At 69.6% G+C, this 19822-nt stretch carries 18 protein-coding genes; 2 read left to right on the plus strand and 16 right to left on the minus strand.

The window, feature by feature from the left end; genetic code table 11:
* Positions 1-47 precede the first annotated feature (47 nt).
* Positions 48-1148 (minus strand): 4-hydroxyphenylpyruvate dioxygenase, encoded by a 1101-nt coding sequence (gene hppD / locus J4H86_RS04725; protein ID WP_236542281.1) that lies wholly within the window; start codon positions 1146-1148, stop codon positions 48-50.
* Positions 1149-1250: 102 nt separating this feature from the next.
* Between hppD and J4H86_RS04730 the strand changes: the two genes are divergently transcribed.
* Complete coding sequence (locus tag J4H86_RS04730; protein WP_236542282.1) at positions 1251-1727, plus strand: Lrp/AsnC family transcriptional regulator; 477 nt, start codon at positions 1251-1253, stop codon at positions 1725-1727.
* A 6-nt stretch (positions 1728-1733) separates the two neighbouring features.
* Here the strand turns inward: J4H86_RS04730 and J4H86_RS04735 are convergent, their stop codons facing one another.
* From J4H86_RS04735 to hisD, 12 genes are all read right to left on the minus strand, one after another.
* Positions 1734-3545 carry an ABC transporter ATP-binding protein gene (locus J4H86_RS04735; RefSeq protein WP_236543903.1) on the minus strand — a complete coding sequence of 604 codons (1812 nt, stop codon included), beginning with the start codon at positions 3543-3545 and terminating at the stop codon, positions 1734-1736.
* A 14-nt stretch (positions 3546-3559) separates the two neighbouring features.
* On the minus strand, positions 3560-5503 hold the full coding sequence (locus J4H86_RS04740; RefSeq protein ID WP_236542283.1) for an ABC transporter ATP-binding protein: 1944 nt from the start codon (positions 5501-5503) through the stop codon (positions 3560-3562).
* 351 nt (positions 5504-5854) lie between these two features.
* A complete protein-coding gene (locus J4H86_RS04745) occupies positions 5855-6448 on the minus strand; it encodes a peptidoglycan-binding domain-containing protein (RefSeq protein WP_236542284.1) in 594 nt (197 codons plus the stop codon).
* Between the two features lie 62 nt (positions 6449-6510).
* Positions 6511-7107, minus strand: coding sequence for a peptidoglycan-binding domain-containing protein (locus J4H86_RS04750; protein WP_236542285.1), 597 nt, complete (start codon positions 7105-7107; stop codon positions 6511-6513).
* A 189-nt stretch (positions 7108-7296) separates the two neighbouring features.
* Positions 7297-8061: an imidazole glycerol phosphate synthase subunit HisF gene (gene hisF, locus J4H86_RS04755; protein WP_236542286.1), complete on the minus strand. Its 765-nt coding sequence runs from the start codon at positions 8059-8061 to the stop codon at positions 7297-7299.
* Positions 8058-8786, minus strand: coding sequence for a bifunctional 1-(5-phosphoribosyl)-5-((5-phosphoribosylamino)methylideneamino)imidazole-4-carboxamide isomerase/phosphoribosylanthranilate isomerase PriA (priA, locus tag J4H86_RS04760; RefSeq protein ID WP_236542287.1), 729 nt, complete (start codon positions 8784-8786; stop codon positions 8058-8060). Before priA ends, hisF begins: the two co-directional genes overlap by 4 nt.
* A 163-nt stretch (positions 8787-8949) precedes the next feature.
* Positions 8950-9360, minus strand: a complete 411-nt coding sequence (locus J4H86_RS04765) for a CD225/dispanin family protein (protein WP_236542288.1) — start codon at positions 9358-9360, stop codon at positions 8950-8952.
* Between the two features lie 270 nt (positions 9361-9630).
* Positions 9631-10266, minus strand: a complete 636-nt coding sequence (gene hisH, locus J4H86_RS04770) for an imidazole glycerol phosphate synthase subunit HisH (RefSeq protein ID WP_236542289.1) — start codon at positions 10264-10266, stop codon at positions 9631-9633.
* A 48-nt stretch (positions 10267-10314) separates the two neighbouring features.
* Entirely contained in the window at positions 10315-10473 is a 159-nt protein-coding gene (locus tag J4H86_RS04775; RefSeq protein ID WP_236542290.1) for a hypothetical protein, read from the minus strand.
* Complete coding sequence (gene hisB, locus J4H86_RS04780) at positions 10473-11063, minus strand: imidazoleglycerol-phosphate dehydratase HisB (protein ID WP_236542291.1); 591 nt, start codon at positions 11061-11063, stop codon at positions 10473-10475. The genes J4H86_RS04775 and hisB overlap by 1 nt, the downstream gene beginning before the upstream one ends.
* A gap of 32 nt (positions 11064-11095) precedes the next feature.
* Positions 11096-12175, minus strand: a complete 1080-nt coding sequence (locus tag J4H86_RS04785) for a histidinol-phosphate transaminase (protein WP_236542292.1) — start codon at positions 12173-12175, stop codon at positions 11096-11098.
* Positions 12172-13500 carry a histidinol dehydrogenase gene (gene hisD, locus J4H86_RS04790; RefSeq protein ID WP_236542293.1) on the minus strand — a complete coding sequence of 443 codons (1329 nt, stop codon included), beginning with the start codon at positions 13498-13500 and terminating at the stop codon, positions 12172-12174. Before hisD ends, J4H86_RS04785 begins: the two co-directional genes overlap by 4 nt.
* 316 nt (positions 13501-13816) lie before the next feature.
* On the opposite strand from hisD, the gene J4H86_RS04795 reads away from it, so the two are divergent.
* Positions 13817-14380 (plus strand): ferritin, encoded by a 564-nt coding sequence (locus J4H86_RS04795; protein ID WP_236542294.1) that lies wholly within the window; start codon positions 13817-13819, stop codon positions 14378-14380.
* A gap of 25 nt (positions 14381-14405) precedes the next feature.
* On the opposite strand, the gene J4H86_RS04800 is transcribed toward J4H86_RS04795, so the two are convergent.
* From J4H86_RS04800 to J4H86_RS04810, 3 genes are all read right to left on the minus strand, one after another.
* Positions 14406-14981, minus strand: a complete 576-nt coding sequence (locus J4H86_RS04800; RefSeq protein ID WP_236542295.1) for a hypothetical protein — start codon at positions 14979-14981, stop codon at positions 14406-14408.
* Between the two features lie 245 nt (positions 14982-15226).
* The gene (gene dnaE, locus J4H86_RS04805) at positions 15227-18784 is read right to left on the minus strand and encodes a DNA polymerase III subunit alpha (protein ID WP_236542296.1); all 3558 of its coding nucleotides are present in this window, start codon (positions 18782-18784) and stop codon (positions 15227-15229) included.
* Positions 18785-18947: 163 nt separating this feature from the next.
* Positions 18948-19787: a LolA-like protein gene (locus J4H86_RS04810; protein ID WP_236542297.1), complete on the minus strand. Its 840-nt coding sequence runs from the start codon at positions 19785-19787 to the stop codon at positions 18948-18950.
* Positions 19788-19822: the final 35 nt, after the last annotated feature.

Consider the following 19822-nt stretch of genomic DNA (forward strand, 5'->3'; position numbering starts at 1 on the left):
TCTCCGGAAACCGCGCGCACGGGTGCGGGCGGACATGGATGGGGTCCTCAGTCGAGGTTACCGCGGCGTTCCTGTTCGCGTTCGATCGCCTCGAAGAGTGCCTTGAAGTTGCCCTTACCGAAGCCCATCGAGCCGTGGCGCTCGATGAGCTCGAAGAACACGGTGGGCCGGTCCTGCACGGGCTTGGTGAAGATCTGCAGGAGGTAGCCGTCCTCGTCGCGGTCCACGAGCACGCTGCGGCGCTTCAGCTCCTCGATCGGCACCCGAACCTCGCCGATCCGCTGACGCAGCGCGGGGTCGTCGTAGTAGGAGTCCGGTGTAGCGAGGAACTCCACGCCCGCGGCCCGCATCCGGTCCACCGAGGCCAGGATGTCGTTGGTCGCCAGGGCGATGTGCTGCACCCCGGGGCCGCCGTAGAACTCCAGGTACTCGTCGATCTGGGACTTGCGTGGGCCAGTGGCGGGTTCGTTGATGGGGAACTTGACCTTCCGCCGGCCGTCGGCGACGACCTTCGACATCAACGCTGAGTACTCGGTGGCGATGTCGTCACCGATGAACTCCAGCATGTTGGAGAAGCCCATTACCCGCTTGTAGAACTCGACCCAGGAGTCCATGGCGCCGAGTTCGACGTTGCCGACGCAGTGGTCGATGGCCTGGAAGGACCGCCTCTCGGGCGGGGCGACGATCGGGTCGGTGGGAACGTAGCCGGGAAGGTAGGGGCCGCCGTAACCCGAGCGCTGGACGAGGCTGTGTCGGGTCTCGCCGTAGGTGGCGATGGCGGCACGGACGACCTTCCCCCGCTCGTCCTCGAGGACGTGGGGCTCCTCCAGTCCGGTGGCGCCCCGCGCCAACGCGGTGGCGTAGGCGGCCTCCACGTCCGGGACCTCGAGGGCGAGATCGACGACACCGTCACCATGCCGCGCGACGTGCTCGTTGAGTGGTGTGCCGGCCCGCACCGCGGCGGTGAACACGAACCGGGCCCCTCCGGACTCCAGGACGTAGCCCACCTGGTCGGGGCTGCCGGTCTCCGGCCCGGTGTAGGCCGTGCACACCATGCCGAATGCGGTCGAGTAGTAGTGAGCGGCCTGCCGCGCGTTTCCAACCGCGAAGACCACCGCGTCCATTCCTGTCACCGGAAAGTCATCCATACCAGGATTCTGTGATTTCCTACTCGAACTGCGCAACACTCCGCGCGATCAATGGACAATATGACCAGCAGAATCCGGTGATCATCGGAAGGATTGCGCAGTATGGCCATCGACGCGTTGGACTCACGGTTGATCGCGCTGCTCACGACCCATCCCCGGATGGGCGTCCTCGAGTGTTCCCGACGTCTGGGGATGGCTCGGGGAACGGTCCAGGCACGGATGGACCGGCTGTCGGAGCGCGGGGTCGTGCGTGGCTACGGGCCGGACGTTGATCCCGGCGCGCTGGGGTACGGCGTGACGGCGTTCGTCACGCTCCAGATCAGTCAGGCGGGCGGACACGGCCCCGTCGCCCACCGCCTCGCCGACATCCCCGAGGTCCTGGAGGTCCACACGATAACGGGGGTCGGCGACATGTTGTGTCGGGTGGTGGCACGCACCAACGCCGACCTCCAGCGCGTGATCGACATGATCGTCGACGCGGCGGGGGTCGTCCGGGCCGAGTCGGTGATCTCACTGGACACCCCGGTCGCGTACCGGACGCTGCCGCTGGTGCGGGCGCAGGCGTGGGAACGTTCGTAGTTCCGGTCAGCTCGTTCCGCGCACCCAGGAGGCGTGCAGTGTGGAGTAGATGCCCGGGCGAGTGACGAGGTCGGTGTGGTGGCCACGTTGGACGACCTCGCCGTCGTCGAAGACGAGGACCTCGTCGGCCCCCTCGGCCGTCGAGAGACGGTGGGCGATGGTGACGGAGGTCCGGCCACGGGTGAGACGTTCCAGGGCGTGTTGCAGGCGGGTCTCGGTCGCGGGGTCGACCGCGGAGGTCGCCTCGTCGAGGACGAGCAGGTCGGGGTCGGCCACGTGCGCGCGCACCAGGGCGACGAGCTGACGCTCTCCGGCGGAGAGGGACTCCCCGCGTTGGCCCACGGGTGTGTGGAGTCCGTGCGGAAGCCCGTCCAGCCACTCCCCCAGGCCCAGTTCCCGCACGGCGTCCTCCAGGGCCGCGTCGTCGGCGTCGGGACGCGCGAAGCGGATGTTGTTGGCCAGCGAGCTGTCGAACAGGAATCCCTCCTGGGGGACCATGACGACGCGTTGGCGCAACGAGGAGAAGGGGACCCGGCGCAGGTCAACACCGTCGAGGCGCACGCTGCCGCCGTCGGGGTCCATGAGGCGGGTCAGGAGCTTCACGAAGGTGGTCTTGCCCGACCCGGTCTCACCGACGACGGCGACGCGGGTCCCGGGGTGGATCTCCTCGTTGACGTCGCGCAGGACGACCGGGCCCCCGGGGTAGGCGTAGGTGACGTCGTCGAAGGTTACCGACACGGGCCCGCGGGGCAGCGGTGTTCCGGCCTCGCCGGGGTCGGCGACGTCGGGTTCGGTGTCCAGGACGCCCAGGACCCGCCGCCATCCGGCGATGGCGTCCTGCGCCTGGTTGAAGAGTTCGGTCGCCATCATCATCGGCCCGACGAACAGGGTGATGAGGAAGACGAACGCGACGAGCTGGCCGGGGGTGAGCCCGCCGCGCAGACCGATGAGCAGGCCGACGACCACGACCGCGACGTAGACGACGGCGGTCACGAGTTCGGCGACGGGTGAGATCGCCATCGACAGCCGTTGGGCCTTGACCTGCGCCCGCCGGGTGGCGACGACGGTGGTGTCGATGCGTTCGGCGCTGCGCTCCTCGGTGCCGTGGGCGCGGATGACCGCGGCCCCCACGACGGTCTCGCTGATGGCGCCGAGCATCTCGCCGGTGCGTTCCCGGACCGAGAGGTAGGCACGGGAGAGGAGTCGCTGTAGCCACCGCACGCCCAGCATCATCGGCACGAAGCACGACCACACGACGAGGGTGAGCTCCCAGGAGTAGTACGCCATGAGCGCGGTCGCGGCCACGAGCTGTCCGGAGGCGACGATGAGCATCGTGCCGCCCCACTGCATGAAGTTGCTGATCTGGTCGACGTCAGCGGTCACCCGGGAGACGAGCGCGCCCTTGCGTTCGCTGTTCTGGGTGAGCACGGACAGGTCGTGGACGTGGCGGAAGGCCTTGCGGCGCAGGGTGGCCAGACCCGACTCCACCGCGCGGAAGAGGCGGTAGTTCATCACGAACGAACAGAAGCCGGTGACCACGACGAGCGCGGCGCAGACCCCGACGGCCACGGCGACGAACCCGACCCCGTCACCACCCACGATCCCCTCGTCGATGACGAGTTGGACGGCCGCGGGGACGATCACCTTGCCGGCGGTGGCCACCAGCCCGACGAGGATCGTGATCCACAGTCCTCGGGCGAACTCCGGCGAGAGGGCGAACCCGCGCCGGATGGTGCGCCACGCGCCGTCGGTGGACCGGCTCAGGCCCGGCTTCGCGGCGGTGTCCTGCTCCGGTGTGCGCGCACCGCGCTCCGGGATGACCGTGGACGTGCTCACAGGGCGTCTCCTTCCATCTCGGCGTGGTCGCGCGGCACGTCGGCGTCCGACTCGCGCTGGGCCTCGCGTTCCTCGGCGGCGCGCTCGTAGGCCGTGACCAGGTCCCGGTATCCCGGGGAGCTGGCGAGGAGCTCGGGGTGGGTTCCCCGGGCCCGGACCGTTCCGTCCTCCATGTAGAGGACCTCGTCGGCGAGTTCGATGGTGGCACGCCGGTAGGCGACGACCACGAGGGTCGCGCCCGCGGCCGCCTCGCGCAGGCCCGCCAGGATCTCCGCCTCGACGCGGGGGTCCACCGCGGAGGTGGCGTCGTCGAGGACCAGCAGTCGCGGTCGTCGCACCGCCGCGCGGGCGAGGGCGAGACGTTGTCGCTGCCCCCCTGACAGGGACGTCCCTCGCTCCCCCAGCGGCGTGTCGAGCCCGCGGGGGAGCTCGGCGACGAACCCGTCCGCGCGGGCGACGCGCAGTGCCTGCCAGACCTCGTCGTCGGCGATGTCGAGGCCGAGGGCGACGTTGCCACGGACGGTGTCGTCGAAGATGAACGTGGCCTGGGGCACGAGTGCCGTGAGTCGTGACATTTCGCCCCGGCGCATGTCCCGTACGTCGACATCGTCGAGGGCGACGTGCCCCTCGTCGGGGTCGACGAGCCGGACCAGCAGGGAGGCGAGCGTGGATTTTCCGGACCCGGTGGGTCCGACGAGCGCGACGGTGCGTCCGGGGTCGACGGTGAAGGTGACGTCGTGCAGGACCTGGGTGTGCACGGCCTCCCCGTCCTCGGTGTGGGCGAGGTCGCGGGTGAGCTGCCCGTCGTCGGAGTCCGCCCGGTAGGCGTCGGGATAGGAGAAGGCGACGTCGGTCAGGGCGACGGCGGCGCCGCCGCTGTCGGGGGTGCCGGTGACCGAGCCGTAGGGCATCTCGCCGCGCGCGGTGAGGACCCGCTGGACCCGGTCCCACCCCACCACCGAGCGTGGCAGGTCGCCCAGGAGCATTCCCAGGGACCGAACCGGCATGCTCAGCAGGGTGAAGAGGTAGGCGATCTGGACGATGTCGCCGGGGTCGACCGCGTTGGTGGAGAGGCGCCACACCCCCACCAGGAGCACGGCGAGTACGCCGAGGTTGGGCAGTGCCTCCATGACGGGGTCGAACATGCCGCGCAGGCGCCCGACCCTGATCTGGGTGTCGCGCAGACGGTTGGCCGCGGCCCCGAAGCGTTCGGTCTCGGTGTCCTCCCGACCGAGCGTCTTGACGACGACCGCACCGTCGAAGGACTCGTGGGCGACCTCACTGACCTCGGCGCGCAGGGCCTGCGCGCGGCTGGCGACCGGGGTGACGCGCCGCTGGAACCAGACGTTGGCGACCGCGACGGCGGGAAAGACGACGAAGCCGACGGCCGCGAGCACGGGGTCGGTGACGAGCATCGCGCCGCCCGCGATGAGGAGCATCGCGACGCTGCCGATGGTCATGGGGAGGGGTGCCAGCGGCGACCACGAGGCCTCGACGTCGGCGTTGGCGTTGCTGAGGAGTTGACCTGCGGGGTGTCTGTGGTGCCAGGACAGGGGAAGTCGCAGGTAGCGACGGGCCACCTTGCGGCGGTAGTGCGCCTGCATCCGGTACTGGTGCAGTCCGGCGAAGAAGCGGCGAGCGCCCAGGCCGAGCGCGCGCAATACCCCGACCCCCAGGAGCAGGGCGACGGCGCCCCCCAGCAGCGCCGGGGTGGTCTCGCCGGAGTCGAAGGCGGGCAGGAGCACGGAGTCGGTGACATAGCCGAGCACGGAGGCCAGGGCCACCCCGACCGCGGCGTGGAGCACGCTGCCGGCCACCGCGATCCAGAAGACCAGCGGCTCGGTCCGCGCGGACACCCACAGCACCCGCACGCCACGCAGGAAGACGCGGGGGTCGGAGCCGGGCGGGGAGGATGGAGTGTCGTCCGCCAACCGTGCCATGCGCGCCCCCTCGCAGAAGTCCTCGAATCACCCGTGTCCACGCTACTGACGTTCCGGAGCGCGCACACTCCAGGTGTCAGCGTCGGACGAACCGTGGGTATTCCGCCGCGCGAGGAACGAATGACTCCCCGAACGCGCCGAAACGGTGCGCCCCACGGAACCACCCCATTCGCGAATCGTACACAAGTTCGATACCTTGCGCGCGCCACGCTTGGCCCGGATCGATCCCGGGCGCTCGGTGGAGCCGTCGGCACGGGTGGACGCCAGGGTTTCGGGCCCCCGCGCACGCGAGAGGTGGGCCGGCCGCTCGCGCGGGCCCACCCACCTCGGGACTCTGTGGTCCGACTCCGGTCAGATGCCGCCGGTAACCAGGGCACGCCAGGTGTACTTGCCGACGAGACCGTCGTCGTCCAGGCACGTGTCTCCGGAGCAGGTCGTGCTCTGGAACTCCCGGACCGCCGTCTCGGTGGCTCCGCCGTACTGACCGTCGATCTCGACGGACTCTCCGTTGTCGTTCAGCAGTCGCTGGATCGCGGAGACGACAGGACCGCTGTCGCCCGGGCCGACGTGGTTGGTGTCGTCGGGCGGGAAGTAGAGGTCACTGAGCGTCTGCCAGGTGTCGGAGTCCAGGTTCCCGTTCACCTCGACACCGTGGTCCTCCTGGTAGTTCGTCACCCCGCGGGTGAGGTTGGAGTCGAAGGTGTCGTCGATGGCGCTGTCGAAGTATCCGCGGTCGTGCAGCAACTGTTTCGCCGCGTAGACGTCCGCGTCCTCGTCGCCTTCGGTGTAGGTCGGCCACGGGAGCGCCATGATCTCCTGTGCCAGCTCCTGCGGTGGCTGGCTGTCCGGGCCGTCGGCGCTGGCCGTGGTCGCCCCGCCGATCCCGAGTGTGCCCACGAGGCCGGCCGTTGCCATGCCCGCGAGCAGGCGCTTCTTCCAAAGCATTGCGAATCCCCTCTCCACGTACGGTCCGTGACCGACACGCGTGTTTCCGGTGGCGACGCCGGTCAGATTCCGCCCGTGACGAGCGCGCGCCAGGTGTGCTCACCGGTCTTACCGTCCACGTCCAGACACGTCTCGCCATCAGGCGTGCACGTGACCCGCTGGAAGTGCTCGACCGCCGCGATCGCGTCGTCGTACTCGCCCGTACGGTGGACGTCGTAACCGTGTCCCTGCAGCAGGCGTTGGATCGCGTAGACAATCGGGCCCCTCGCCCCCGACTCCACCGCGTTGCCACTGCCTGGCGGGAAGTAGATGTCGCTCAACGTCTGCCAGGTGTCAGCGTCGAGTTCACCGGTCCGCTCCAGGCCGTATCTGTCCTGGAAATTCCTGGTGCCGCGGATCAGGTTGTCGTCGAAGTCATCGTTGATCTTGCTGCCGAAAAAGCCCTGCTCAGTGAGCAGATGCTTCGCCGCGTAGATATTGACGTGCTCGTCTCCCACGGAATACTCCGGCCACGGCTGTTCCATGATCAACGCAGCGAGTTCCGGAGGTGTCTCACTCTCCGGGCCGTCCGCGTAGGTGGCCGTGGCCCCCGCCACACCGAAGGTGCCGAGAAGACCCACGCTGGCGATTCCCGCCACGAGCCGCTTCGTCAACAGCATCCTGGTTTCCCCTCTCCCGGTAGCGCCCGCCGAGGGCGCGACTACCAAGGAAGATGCGGGAGAGCTGCGTCACGTTCACGCGGCCGCGGTCAAGGATTCTTTGCGTCCCACGTCCCCCACCAGCGGGGACGTCGCGACCGGCGAGAGGGAAACCTGGCCACCGGCGGTGTCGAACGGCCGGTGCCCGGATCAGCGCACGGGGTATCCAGCGGCGCGCAGCGCCACCTTGACGTCGTCCACGGTGAAGGCACCGAAATGGAACACGCTCGCGGCGAGCACCGCGTCGGCGCCCGCCGCGATCGCCGGCGGGAAGTGCTCGACCGCGCCGGCGCCGCCGCTGGCGACCAGGGGGACGTCCACCGCGGCGCGCGCCGCGCGTATCAGTTCCAGGTCGAAGCCGGCACGGGTGCCGTCGGCGTCCATGGAGTTCAGCAGGATCTCGCCCGCTCCCAGTTCGGAGGCGCGCGCGACCCACTCAACGGCGTCGATCCCGGTGCCTCGTCGTCCGCCGTGGGTGGTGACCTCGAACCCGCTGGTGGTGCTCCCCGAGCCGCGACGCACATCGGCGGACAGCACCAACACCTGGCGGCCGAACCGTTCGGCGATCTCCGCGACGAGTTCGGGGCGCGCGATCGCGGCGGTGTTCACCCCGACCTTGTCGGCACCGGCACGCAGCAGCCGGTTCACGTCGTCGGCGCTGCGCACTCCACCACCGACGGTGAGGGGGATGAAGACCTGTTCGGCGGTGTCGCGCACCACGTCGAAGGTGGTCTCCCGGTCGGCGCTGGAGGCGGTGACGTCGAGGAAGGTGAGCTCGTCGGCGCCCTCGGCGTCGTAGCGGTGCGCCAGTTCGACCGGGTCGCCGGCGTCGCGCAGGTTGGCGAAGTTGACGCCCTTGACGACGCGTCCGGCGTCGACGTCCAGGCAGGGGATGACGCGGACGGCGAGGGTCACGGCGCGCTCACCGCGGCGAGCGCCTCGGGCAGGGTGAAGGCTCCCTCGTACAGCGCCGTGCCGGTGATGGCACCCTCCACACCGTCGGGCACGAGGGTGGCGATGGCGCGGATGTCTTCGAGACTGGAGATCCCGCCGCTGGCGACCACGGGGCTGTCGGTGCGGGCGCAGACACGGCGCAGGAGGTCGAGGTTGGGGCCCTTGAGTGTCCCGTCCTTGGTGACGTCGGTGACGACGTAGCGGGCACAACCGTCGGACTCGAGGCGGTCGAGGGTCTCCTCCAGGTCGCCGCCGTCGCGGGTCCAGCCACGGGCGGCGAGCGTCGTCCCGCGTACGTCGAGACCGATCGCGATCCGGTCACCGAACTCGCCGATGATCTTGGAGCACCACTCGGGGTCCTCGAGCGCGGCGGTGCCGATGTTGACCCGGGTGCAACCGGTGGCGAGTGCGGCGCGCAGGGACTCGTCGTCGCGGATGCCGCCGGAGAGCTCGACTTTGACGTCGAGGCGACCGACGATGTCGGCGAGGAGTGCGCGGTTGTGGCCGCGTCCGAACGCGGCGTCCAGGTCGACCAGGTGGATCCACTCCGCGCCCTGTTCCTGCCAGCGGGTGGCGGCGGTCAGTGGGTCGCCGTAGCGTCCTCCGGATCCCGCCTCCCCCTGGACGAGCTGGACGGCCTGTCCATCGGCGACGTCCACGGCTGGAAGCAGCTCAAGCTTGGGCATGTGGTGGTTCCTCGGTTCCCTCGTCGTCGTGCCCGATAGTACTGGCTGGTGGGTGGATTGGTGGCCGATCGACCTCAGGTCGGGGCACCCGGTGGTGGTACGTCGGAGAGCGTACGGGTAGTGGCCCGCGGCTTCCTCCGGCGTCGCCGGGTGCCCACCAGGATCAGTTGTCGAGGTTCTCCAGCTCGTCGAGCTCCTGCTGCAGCTCCTCGTCGAGCTCCTCGAGTTCGTCGAGTTCCTGCTGGATCTCCTGGTCGAGCTGGTCCAGCTCGTCGACGGCCGCGTCGGTGGCGGTGAAGAGCGCGCCGAGGAACAACACCCAGGCGAGCCAGAAGAGCAACCAGAACGCGATACCGGAGACGAGAGCGATGATCCCCCAGCGCTTGGCCTTGCGGTTCGCCTCCTGGGCGCCGTGGTAGTCGCCGGCGTTCCAGGCACTGTTCACCCGGCTCGCGTACACGACTGAGGGGATGCCCAGTGGCCAGCAGCACAGCAGGGAGACGATCGCGGGGACCATCCAGTTGCCGGGCGGTCGCTGCGGGCTTGGCGGGGGGCCGGAAGGGGACGCGTGCATGTGCTACCTCAACTTGTGCGGTACGGATACGGGGTCGCCCACCGCGAACCACGGTGCGGTGGGCGCTGCGCATTCTGACACACGGCTCTCACCTGGGCAAAAGCTGTGGAATCCGACCAGAAATCCCTTTTCGTGCGTGACGATGTCGCGATCACCCAGATCACGGGCATGGGAAGCGCACGCCCCAACTGGCGGTGAGTACGGTGGCCGAACGCCGCATTCCCTACCCGCGAGGGTGGTGGGTGCTCGCCGAGGGCGGCGCCCCCGGGATCAGAGCGTGCGCACCCAGTTGCGCAGGAGACGCGCGCCGGCGTCCCCGGACTTCTCCGGGTGGAACTGGGTCGCCCACAGCGGCCCGTTCTCGACGGCGGCGACGAACGGCTCTCCGTGCGTGCTGTAGGTCACGAGTGGCGCGGCCATCGCCGTCCCCGAGGTGTCCAGCTCCCATCGGCGCACCGCGTAGGAGTGCACGAAGTAGTACCGGTCGGTGGGGTCGCTCCCGGCGAACAGCGCCGAGCCCGGCGGGGTGTCCACCGTGTTCCATCCCATGTGGGGAACGACGGGCGCGTCGAGGCGCTCCACCGTCCCGGGCCACTGGGCGCACCCCTCGGTCTCGACGCCGTGCTCGACGCCGCGGTCGAAGAGGATCTGCATCCCCACACAGATTCCCAGGACCGGACGCGAGCCGGCGAGCCGCCGCCCGATCACACGGTCCCCGCCCACCGCGCGCAGGCCCCGCGCGCACGCGGCGAACGCGCCCACGCCGGGGACGACGAGCCCGTCGGCCTCGACCGCCGCCGTCGGGTCGGCGGTGACCTCGACGCTGGCGCCAGCGCGCTCCAGGGCGCGCTCGGCGGAGCGCAGGTTCCCCGACCCGTAGTCGAGGATGACGACCGAGACACTCACTGGCGCTCTCCTGCCCTTCGCGTCGTGCGGCGCGGGCACGGCCGCCGCTCAAACATAGCCGAGCCGCGTCGCCCCGGCCACGACGGCGATCACCGCGGCCACGGCCAGCAGACCGCCGAGGATCCGGTTGACCTTCCACAACGCGATCGTTCCGCCGACGAGGAACCCCGCGACGGCGAGCAGCAGCACGCCCCACAGTTCCGGCATTACAGAACGCCCTTGGTGGAGGGGATGCCCTGGGCCCGCGGGTCGGGCTCGCATGCGGCGCGCAGCGCCCGGGCGAACGCCTTGAACTGGGCCTCGACGATGTGGTGGGCGTTACGTCCGTAGGGGACGTGGACGTGCAATCCGATACGCGCCTGGGCGACGAAGGACTCGAACACGTGTCGGGTCATGGTGGTGTCGTAGTCCCGACCGATCGTCGGGGCCATGTCCGGTTCGGTGTGCACCAGGTAGGGGCGCCCGGAGACGTCCACCGTGACCTCTGCCAGCGCCTCGTCGAGGGGCACCTTGGCGTCGGCGAACCGGCGGATCCCGGACCGGTCGCCCAGCGCCTCCCGGAACGCCTCCCCCAGCGCGAGGGCCGTGTCCTCGATCGTGTGGTGGGAGTCGATGTGGAGGTCGCCCTCGGTGCGAACCGTGACGTCGAACAGCCCGTGCTTGGCCAGCTGGTCGAGCATGTGGTCGAAGAATCCGACGCCGGTGTGCACGTCGGCGACACCCGTGCCGTCCAGGTCCACGACGACCTTGACCGAGGTTTCCTTGGTGGCGCGTTCGACGCGGCCGATGCGACTCATGGTTCTCCTGGTTGAGGTGGACCCGTCCCGACTCAGGAACGTGTCACCTGGGTCAACGCCTCCTTGAAGGCGGTCATTTCCTGCGGTGTTCCCACCGTGACGCGCAGCCAGCCCCGTGGGCCGACCTCACGTACGAGCACGCCCCGCTTCAGGAGCGCCTCCCACACGGCGGTGCGGTCGTCGAAGACCCCGAACATGATGAAGTTCGCGTCGGAGTCGGCGACCGCGAAGCGCCGCTCCCGCAGCCAGGCGACCAACGCGTCGCGCTCGCCGCGCAACCGGTCGACACCTGACAGCAGCTCCTCGCGGTAGGCGAGCGCGGTGGTCGCGACGGCCTGGGTGATGGCCGACAGATGGTAGGGCAGACGGACCAACTGCAGCGCCTCGACGATGGCCGGCGAGGCGGCGAGGTAGCCGACCCTGGCGCCGGCCAGGGCGAACGCCTTGGACATGGTGCGCGAGACGATGAGACGCGGGTGGCGGGGCAGCAGCGACAACGCGCTGGGCGTCCCCTCGCGCCGGAACTCGGCGTAGGCCTCGTCCACGACGACGATGCCGGGCGCCGCGCTCGCGATCGCCTCGACCGTCTCCAGCGGCACCGCCGTACCGGTGGGGTTGTTCGGCGAGGTGATGAACACGACCGTCGGTTGGTGCACGGCGACCGCGACCCGCGCCGCGTCGACGTCGATGGAGAAGTCCGACTCCCGGGGCAGACTCATCCACTCCGTGCCGGTGACCCGGGTGAGCACGGGGTGCATGGAGTACGACGGCTCGAACCCCGCCGCCTTGCGCCCCGCCCCACCGAACACCTGCAGGATCTGCAGCAGGACCTCGTTGGAGCCGTTGGCGGCCCAGACGCTCTCATGTCCCAGGCCGTGGCCCAGGTAGTCGGCCAACGCGGTGCGCAACACGACGGCGTCCCGGTCGGGGTAACGGTTCAGCCCGGTCGCCGCGTCGGTGACGGCGCGGCCGATCGCCGCGGCGAGCTCCGGTGACGGCGCGTAGGGGTTCTCATTGGTGTTCAGCGCGACCGGGACCGCGAGCTGAGGCGCCCCATAGGGGCTGGTCCCCCGCAGGTCGTCCCGGATCGGCAGGTGGGAGAGGTCGCTCACGGTGTGGAGTCTCCATTGTCGCGGTCGTCGCTGGTGCGTACTGTCACGGCGGCGCCGTGCGCCGGCAGATCCTCCGCCGAGGCCAGCGCGACCACCTGGTCGGCGACGGCGGACAACGCCTCGGCGTCGTAATCGACCACATGGACCTGACGCAGGAACGTGAGCACACTCAACCCCGAGGAATACCGAGCGCTCGCCCCCGTGGGGAGCACATGGTTCGAGCCCGCGCAGTAGTCCCCCAGAGACACCGGAGCGAACCCACCCACGAACACCGCACCGGCATTACGGACCCGCGCCGCCACACCCCGCGCATCAGCGGTCATGACCTCCAGGTGTTCGGCCGCGTAGGCGTCCACGACCCGCAGCCCCTGGTCGACGTCGCCCACGAGCAGGATCCCGGACTGGGGTCCGTTCAGGGCCGCGGTGATCCGCGCGGCGTGGCGTTCGGTGGGGACGCGGCGGCGCAGCTCGACCTCGACCGCGTCGGCGAGGGCCACGGAGTCGGTCACCAGGACCGACGCGGCGTCCTCGCTGTGTTCGGCCTGGCTGATGAGGTCGGCGGCCACGAATCGGGGGTCGGCGGTGTCGTCGGCGAGAACCGCGATCTCGGTGGGGCCCGCCTCGGCGTCGATGCCGATCCGTCCCTTGAGCAGCCGTTTGGCGGCGGTCACGTAGATGTTGCCGGGCCCGGTGACGAGGTCGGCGGGGGCGCACTCGCCGGCCCCGTAGGCGAACATGGCGACGGCCTGGGCCCCGCCCACCGCGTAGACCTCCTCGACGCCCAGCAGGGCGCAGGCGGCGAGCACGGTGGGGTGCACTCCGCCATCGAACTCCGCCTGGGGTGGTGAGGCGACGGCCAGCGAGGCGACACCGGCCTCCTGGGCCGGCACGACGTTCATCACGACGCTGGAGGGCAGCGCGGTGACGCCCCCGGGCACGTAGAGTCCGACGCGTTCGACCGGGACCCAGCGTTCGGTGACGGTCCCACCGGCCGTGACCTGGGTGACGTGGTCGCTGGGGTGTTGGTCCCGGTGGACCTGGCGGGCGCGCCGGATCGACTCCTCCAGCGCGGCGCGCACCGCGGGCTCTTCCTGGCGCAGCGCGGCGCGGATGTCCTCGGTCGGTACCCGCAGATGCGGGGGGCGGACCCCGTCGAACCGCTCGGCGAGGTCGAAGAGTGCCTCCTCGCCGCGCTTCTCCACGTCGGCGCAGATGGGACGGACGAGGTCCAGCGCCGCGGCGACGTCCAGTTCCGCGCGTGGCAGCAGGCCTCGCGGGTCGCGTGGGTCGTCGCGCAGGTCCGTTCGGGAAATGGTGAGGTCCACGGGGCCATTGTATGAGCGTGTGACCCTGGGCCGGGCCGCCCCACGCGAGTTCGCGGGCGCGGCCCGGCCCGTCTCCTCCCTCTCGTCTCTTTCCTCCTCTGGGGGTGGCCCGCCGCGCTCCCCGCCGACCCGTCGCACGCGCCTGCGTTGGCCCGGACCGCCGGCCGGTTCGCCACGCTCGCGAGCCGATGGCGAGGAAAGGCTCAACTAACTTTGGGAAGCCTTATCAATTGACGAAAGAAAAGGCTTGCCTTAGTGATGGAAATCGCGGATATCCCATTCGACGTCGCAATTTTCGGGGGGTAGCCTCATTGGTATGAGCACAACGACGGAAACCCAGACGACGGAACTCACAAAATTCCAGCGACTCTTGATTGACCAGGTGGGACACGAGTTCGCGGCCTCGCAGCAATACGTCGCGATCGCGGTGTGGCTGGACCGGTTGGAGCTGCCGCAACTCGCGGGCTTCTTTTACCGACAGGCACTCGAGGAACGCGACCACGCGATGATGATCGTGCGGCATCTCGTGGACCACGACATTCCCGCGGCAATTCCCGGGAGCGGGCCGGTCCGCAACGATTTCTCCGAGGTGGGTGAGGTCGTGGAGCTGGCGCTCGCGCAGGAGCGCGAGGTGACCCAGCAGTTCTACGCGCTGGTCGACGCCGCCCGGGAGGCGCGGGACCACCAGGGCGAGCAGTTCCTGCACTGGTTCCTGCGGGAACAGACCGAGGAGGTCGCCACGATGTCAACGCTGGTGACCGTGGTGCGCCGCGCCCAGGGCAGCCTGTTCCACGTGGAGGAGTTCGTCGCCCGCGAGCTGACGGCGGCCGAGGCCGAGTCGGGGCCGACGCCGGAGACGGCGGGTCCGGCGGTCTCGTGACCGGCCGCGCCGGCGCGGCCGAGCGCTACTCGGTGTCGGAGCGGGGGCCGCTGGTGACCGGCGGGCGGCTCCCGCGGTGGTGACCGAGGTCCCGACGGATGATGCTGACCGCGTCGAACACCCCGTACTGCAGGACCGCGGTGAAGGGCCACAGCAGCAACGCGCCGTAGGCGCGTAGCTCCATCGCGACCGGAACGGTGTCTCCTTCCCCCGCGTCCGCCATGGCCCGCGCCACTGTTCCGGCGTCCAGCGCGAGGCCGGTGCGCCACGCGAGCACGGCTGCCAGGCCCGTCCCGAGCGTCACGCCGACGAGGCCCGCGAGTCGCAGGTCCGTCCCGGAGGCGGCGCTGGCTCGGTACTGCGCGAGATAGGCGAGAATCCCGCACACCAAGCCGACGACGGCGCCCAGCACACTGAAGTACGCCTCGTCGAGGAAGAGCAGTGTGGTCGGTTCGGGGGGTTGGAGTTCGCCGCCCGGCCCCACCGTGGTCTCGTCCCGTGGGACGATCCACCACCACAGGATTCCGACGAGCGGGCCGAGAACGGCGGCGGCCACGGCCGTCGCGCCGCCGAGGACCAGGTGTCGCCTCAGGCCTCCCACACGCACCTCATCGTGTCGTCACCGGCGCCCTGGCGCTCGACGTCGTCTCCGGCCCGTGTCGACGGTGTCCGCGACGGACGCGCCACCGTCCCCGCGTCGTACCGCACACCGACCACCTGACCCCCCGTACCCACGCAGCCGCTCCCCCGTCGTGGCGTCCCACCGTGCGCCCCTCGCCATCCACCCGCCGGTCTCCCGGCGGGTGACGAACGACACCGGTGTCCCTCCGACGCGTCCCGGCCCACTCAGTATCGCACCGCGTCCGCTCCGAGCAGGCTCTTGATCTCACCGGAGAACTCGGTTCCGTACCGGATGGGGAAGTCGTCCAGGGCGAGGATCCACGACCGCGCCGGGGAGTCCACGCGCAGCCGCACGGGAGTGTCGCCACGGTTCTCCCGGAGCACCTGCTTGAGGTCGGCGACGAGGTCCGGAGTGATCTTTCGCTGGGGCAGGGTGAGGAGCAGCGGCGGTTCTCCCTCCTCGATGTGGGAGACGTCCAGCGGTGCGAGCTCGGAGGCGAACATGCTGAAGGTGCCGTCGCGTTCGTTCACCCGGCCCTTGACCGTGACCGCGTTGTCCTCGAGGAGTTCGTGGGTGTAGAGCGGATAGGCCTTGGGGAAGAACAGGACCTCCACCGAGGCGTCGAGGTCCTCGACGGTGGCGATGGCCCACGGGTTTCCGGCCTTGTTGGTGCGCCGCTCGACCTTGGAGATCATGCCGGCGATGCGGACCTCGCCCTCTCGGACCTCGCCGGCCACGAGTTGCGCGATCGGGATGTCGGAGGAACGGGCCAGGACCCGCTCGGCGCCGGCCAGCGGGTGGCTGGACACGTAGAGGCCGAGCATCTCGCGTTCCAGCGCGAGTTTCTCCTTGCGGTTCCACTCCGAGGCGTCGAAGTCGAGGTCGAGCCCGAGCGGCGCCGCGGGTTCCTCAGTGTCCTCCGCCGCGCCGAAGAGGTCGAACTGGCCGATGGCCTCCTGGCGCTTGGTGGAGGTGACCGCGTCCACGGCCGCCTCGTGGCGCAGGTAGAGACCGCGGCGGGTGTGCTGCAACTCGTCGAATCCGCCGGCCTTGATCAGGGACTCCACCACGCGCTTGTTGCAGGCCGCGATCTCCACCTTGCTGAGGAAGTCGGGGAAGGAGCTGAACTTGCCCTTGTCATTGCGGGTCTTGACGATCGAGTGCACGACGTTGGCGCCCACGTTGCGCACCGCGCCCAGGCCGAAGCGAACGTCTCGTCCGACCGGAGTGAAACGCAGGCCGGAGTCGTTGACGTCGGGGGGGAGCACCTTGATGCCCATGCGGCGGCATTCGGCGAGGTAGACCGCCATCTTGTCCTTGTCGTCGCCCACGGAGGTGAGCAGCGCGGCCATGTAGGCGGCGGGGTGGTTGGCCTTGAGGTAGGCGGTACGGAAGGACAGGATCGCGTACCCGGCGGCGTGGGACTTGTTGAAGGCGTAGCCGGAGAACGGGAGCATGACCTCCCACAGGGTGCGGATCGCGTCCTCGGAGAAGCCGTTGTCGAGCATCCCCTGGTGGAAGTTCTCGTACTCCTTCTCCAGGACCTCCGCCTTCTTCTTGCCCATGGCGCGACGCATCAGGTCGGCGCCGCCGAGGCTGTAGCCGGCGAGCTGCTGGGCGATCGCCATGATCTGCTCCTGGTAGACCAGCAGGTGGTAGGTCTCGCGCAGGATCGGGTCGAGGGCGTCGTGCAGCTCCGGGTGGATCGGGGTGACGTCCTGGCGCCCGTTGGACCGGTCGGCGTAGTCGTTGTGGGCGTTGGCCGCCATGGGGCCGGGCCGGTAGAGGGCGTTGACGGCGATGATGTCGGTGAAGGCGCTGGGCTCCATGCGTCGCAGCAGGGCCCGCATCGCGGTGCCGTCCAGTTGGAACACGCCCAGGGTGTCGCCGCGGGAGAGCAGCTCGTAGGTCTTGGGGTCGTCGGACCCGATCTGGGTCCAGTCGATGTCGACGCCCTCGTTGGCCTTCACGTTCTGGATGGCGTCGTCGATGATGGTGAGGTTGCGCAACCCCAGGAAGTCCATCTTCAACAACCCCATGTCCTCGCACTGCGGGTAGGGGAAGCCGGTGATGATGGCACCGTCGGTGTCGCGCATGTGGACCGGGATCACGTCGATGACCGGATCGGCGGACAGGATCACACCAGCGGCGTGCACACCGGTGCCGCGGGTCAGTCCCTCCAGACCGGTCGCGGTGTCCATGACCGTCTTGACATCGGGCTCCGACTCGATCATCTGCCGGAGTTCGGTGGCCTCGACGTAGCGCTCGTGGTTCTCGTCGTGCACGGCGGAGAGCGGGATCTCCTTGCCGAGCACGGCCGGCGGGAACGCCTTGGTGATCTTGTCCCCGAGCGCGTAGGGGAAGCCGAGGATGCGGGTGGAGTCCTTGACGGCCGCCTTCGCCTTGATCGTGCCGAAGGTGAGGATCTGGGCGACCCGCTCCTCACCGTAGAGCTCGGTGACGTAGCGGATCATGTCGGCGCGCTTACGCTCGTCGAAGTCCAGGTCGATATCGGGCATCGACACGCGTTCGGGGTTGAGGAACCGCTCGAACAGCAGACCGTGCTCGAGCGGGTCAAGGTCGGTGATCCCCAGCACGAAGGCCACCATGGAACCGGCGGCGGACCCACGTCCGGGACCCAGCGCGATCCCGTTGCGGCGGGCGTACTGGCAGATGTCGGCGACGACGAGGAAGTACGCCGGGAAACCCATCTCGTTGATGATGCCGAGTTCGTAGTCGACGCGCTCGCGGACGTCGTCACCCGCGCCGGAGGGGTACCGGTTGTCGACCCCCTCGTAGGCCTTGCGGCGCAGCCACGTCTCCTGCGTCTCCCCGTCGGGGACCGGGAACCGGGGCATCCTGTCTCGGTGGGCGAAGATCTCGTCGTAGACGCCGGCCTGGACGCGTTCGGCGATCTCGAGGGTGTTGACGCAGCCGCGCGCCCACTCGTCGAAGTTGTTCAGGGACCGCATCTCGTCGGCGGACTTCAGGAAGTAGCCGGAACCGTTGAACCTGAACCGGTTCGGGTCGTCGAGGTTCTTGCCGACACCGACGGCGAGGAGCGCGTCGTGCGCCGATGACTGGCTCTCGTAGACGTAGTGGGAGTCGTTGGTGACCAGAGGGGGGATGTCCAGCCGGCGCCCCACCTCCAGCAGCCCGTCGCGGACCTCGCGCTCGATCGGTACCCCGTGGTCCATCAGTTCCAGGTAGACGTTCTGCTTGCCGAAGATCTCCTGGAGGCGACCGGCGTAGGCCACCGCCTCGTCCTGCTGTCCCAGTCGGAGTCGGGTCTGGACGCCGCCGGAGGGGCATCCGGTGCTGACGATGATGCCCTCGCTGTACTGGCTCATCAGGTCCAGGTCCATGCGGGGCTTCATGTAGTAGCCCTCGATGGAGGCCAGCGAGGAGAGCTTGAACAGGTTGCGTAGGCCGACGGCGTTCTCGGCCATCATCGTCATGTGGAGGTAGCGGCCGCCGCCGGAAATGTCCTTGCCGCCCTCGGCGGACTCGTCCCCTTTGTCGCCGCGCCCCCAGTAGACGCGCTTCTTGTGGAAGCGCGACTCCGGCGCCACGTAGGCCTCGATGCCGATGATCGGCTTCACGTTGGAGTTCTTGGACTGCTGCCAGAACTCGTAGGCGCCGAACATGTTCCCGTGGTCGGTCATCGCCACCGCGGGCATCCCCAGCCGCTCCGCCTCCGCGAACAGCGGTTTGAGCTTGGCGGCGCCGTCCAGCATCGAGAACTCGGTGTGCACGTGCAGGTGAGCGAAGGAGTCGGCCATGGCGGGCTGCTTTCCAGGGGTGGGGCGGAAGGGTCACTCGTGACACCGAAGCCTACGACTGTCACGGCCCGGGAGCATCCACCACGGCGCCGGGTGTTCGAAACGTCACCGGGGCGGCCCGGCCTCGTGGGTCGGGCCGCCCCGGATTCGCGTTCGGTGCGGGTCAGAACTCCACGTCGGGGGCGTCCGGGAGGTCGGAGACGTCGGGGACGTCGGGGACGTCGGGAATGTCCGTGAGGTCGCCGAGGTCCTGGATCTGGTCCTCGGTGGGGTACTCGATGGTCAGGTCCTCGCCGAAGTCGCGGAACTCGAAGACCGTCTCGGTCGCGTCCCCCATGGTGTTCACGAGGCGGCGCGGCAGGCCGTCGTCGTCGATGAAGACCTCGAAGTCCACCGCGTCGACCCCGGCGTCGCCGTAGACCTGGCGGGCCGCCTCCGCGAGCTCGGCGTTGTCGACGTGCTCCAGCGCCTCCTCGGTGCTGTAGGAGCCCGCGTACCCGGTCGTCGCGACCCCGTCGATCTCCTCGGAGCCGATCTCCTCGACGTCGTTGGCGGCCAGCAGCTTCTCCACCTCGGAGGCGGGATCCTGCGTGGCGAGGTCGGCGCCCAGCTCCGCCGCGTCCATCCGCACCCACTCGGAGCCGCCGAAGCCCGCGCCGGACATGAGGATCTCCGAGCCCCGCAGCAGGACGGAGCTCTCGGCGCCGGCCTCCGCGACGGTGAGTCGCATGGTGGGTTCGGGGTCACCGACGTACTCGATGTCGGAGGACGACTCCACACTGACACCCTCGAGCTCCCCCGACATGGTCATGGTCGCCCGGTAGCTGTCCGCGGAACCGGCGTTGTTCACCGCGTCGGCGACGAACGCCATCGGGCCGCCCCCGCCTCCCCCGTCGTCCGCGGCGCCCGAGCTGTCGGGCTCGGAGTCCCCGCCCGAGCATCCAACGGTCGTCATCAGGACCGCGGCCCCCATGGCGACGACCCCCGCGTATCGCTGGTTCATTGTGGTTTCTCTCCATGTCTCACTGATGGCTTGGT

This window comes from Spiractinospora alimapuensis (assembly GCF_018437505.1).
Lineage (GTDB): Bacteria > Actinomycetota > Actinomycetes > Streptosporangiales > Streptosporangiaceae > Spiractinospora > Spiractinospora alimapuensis.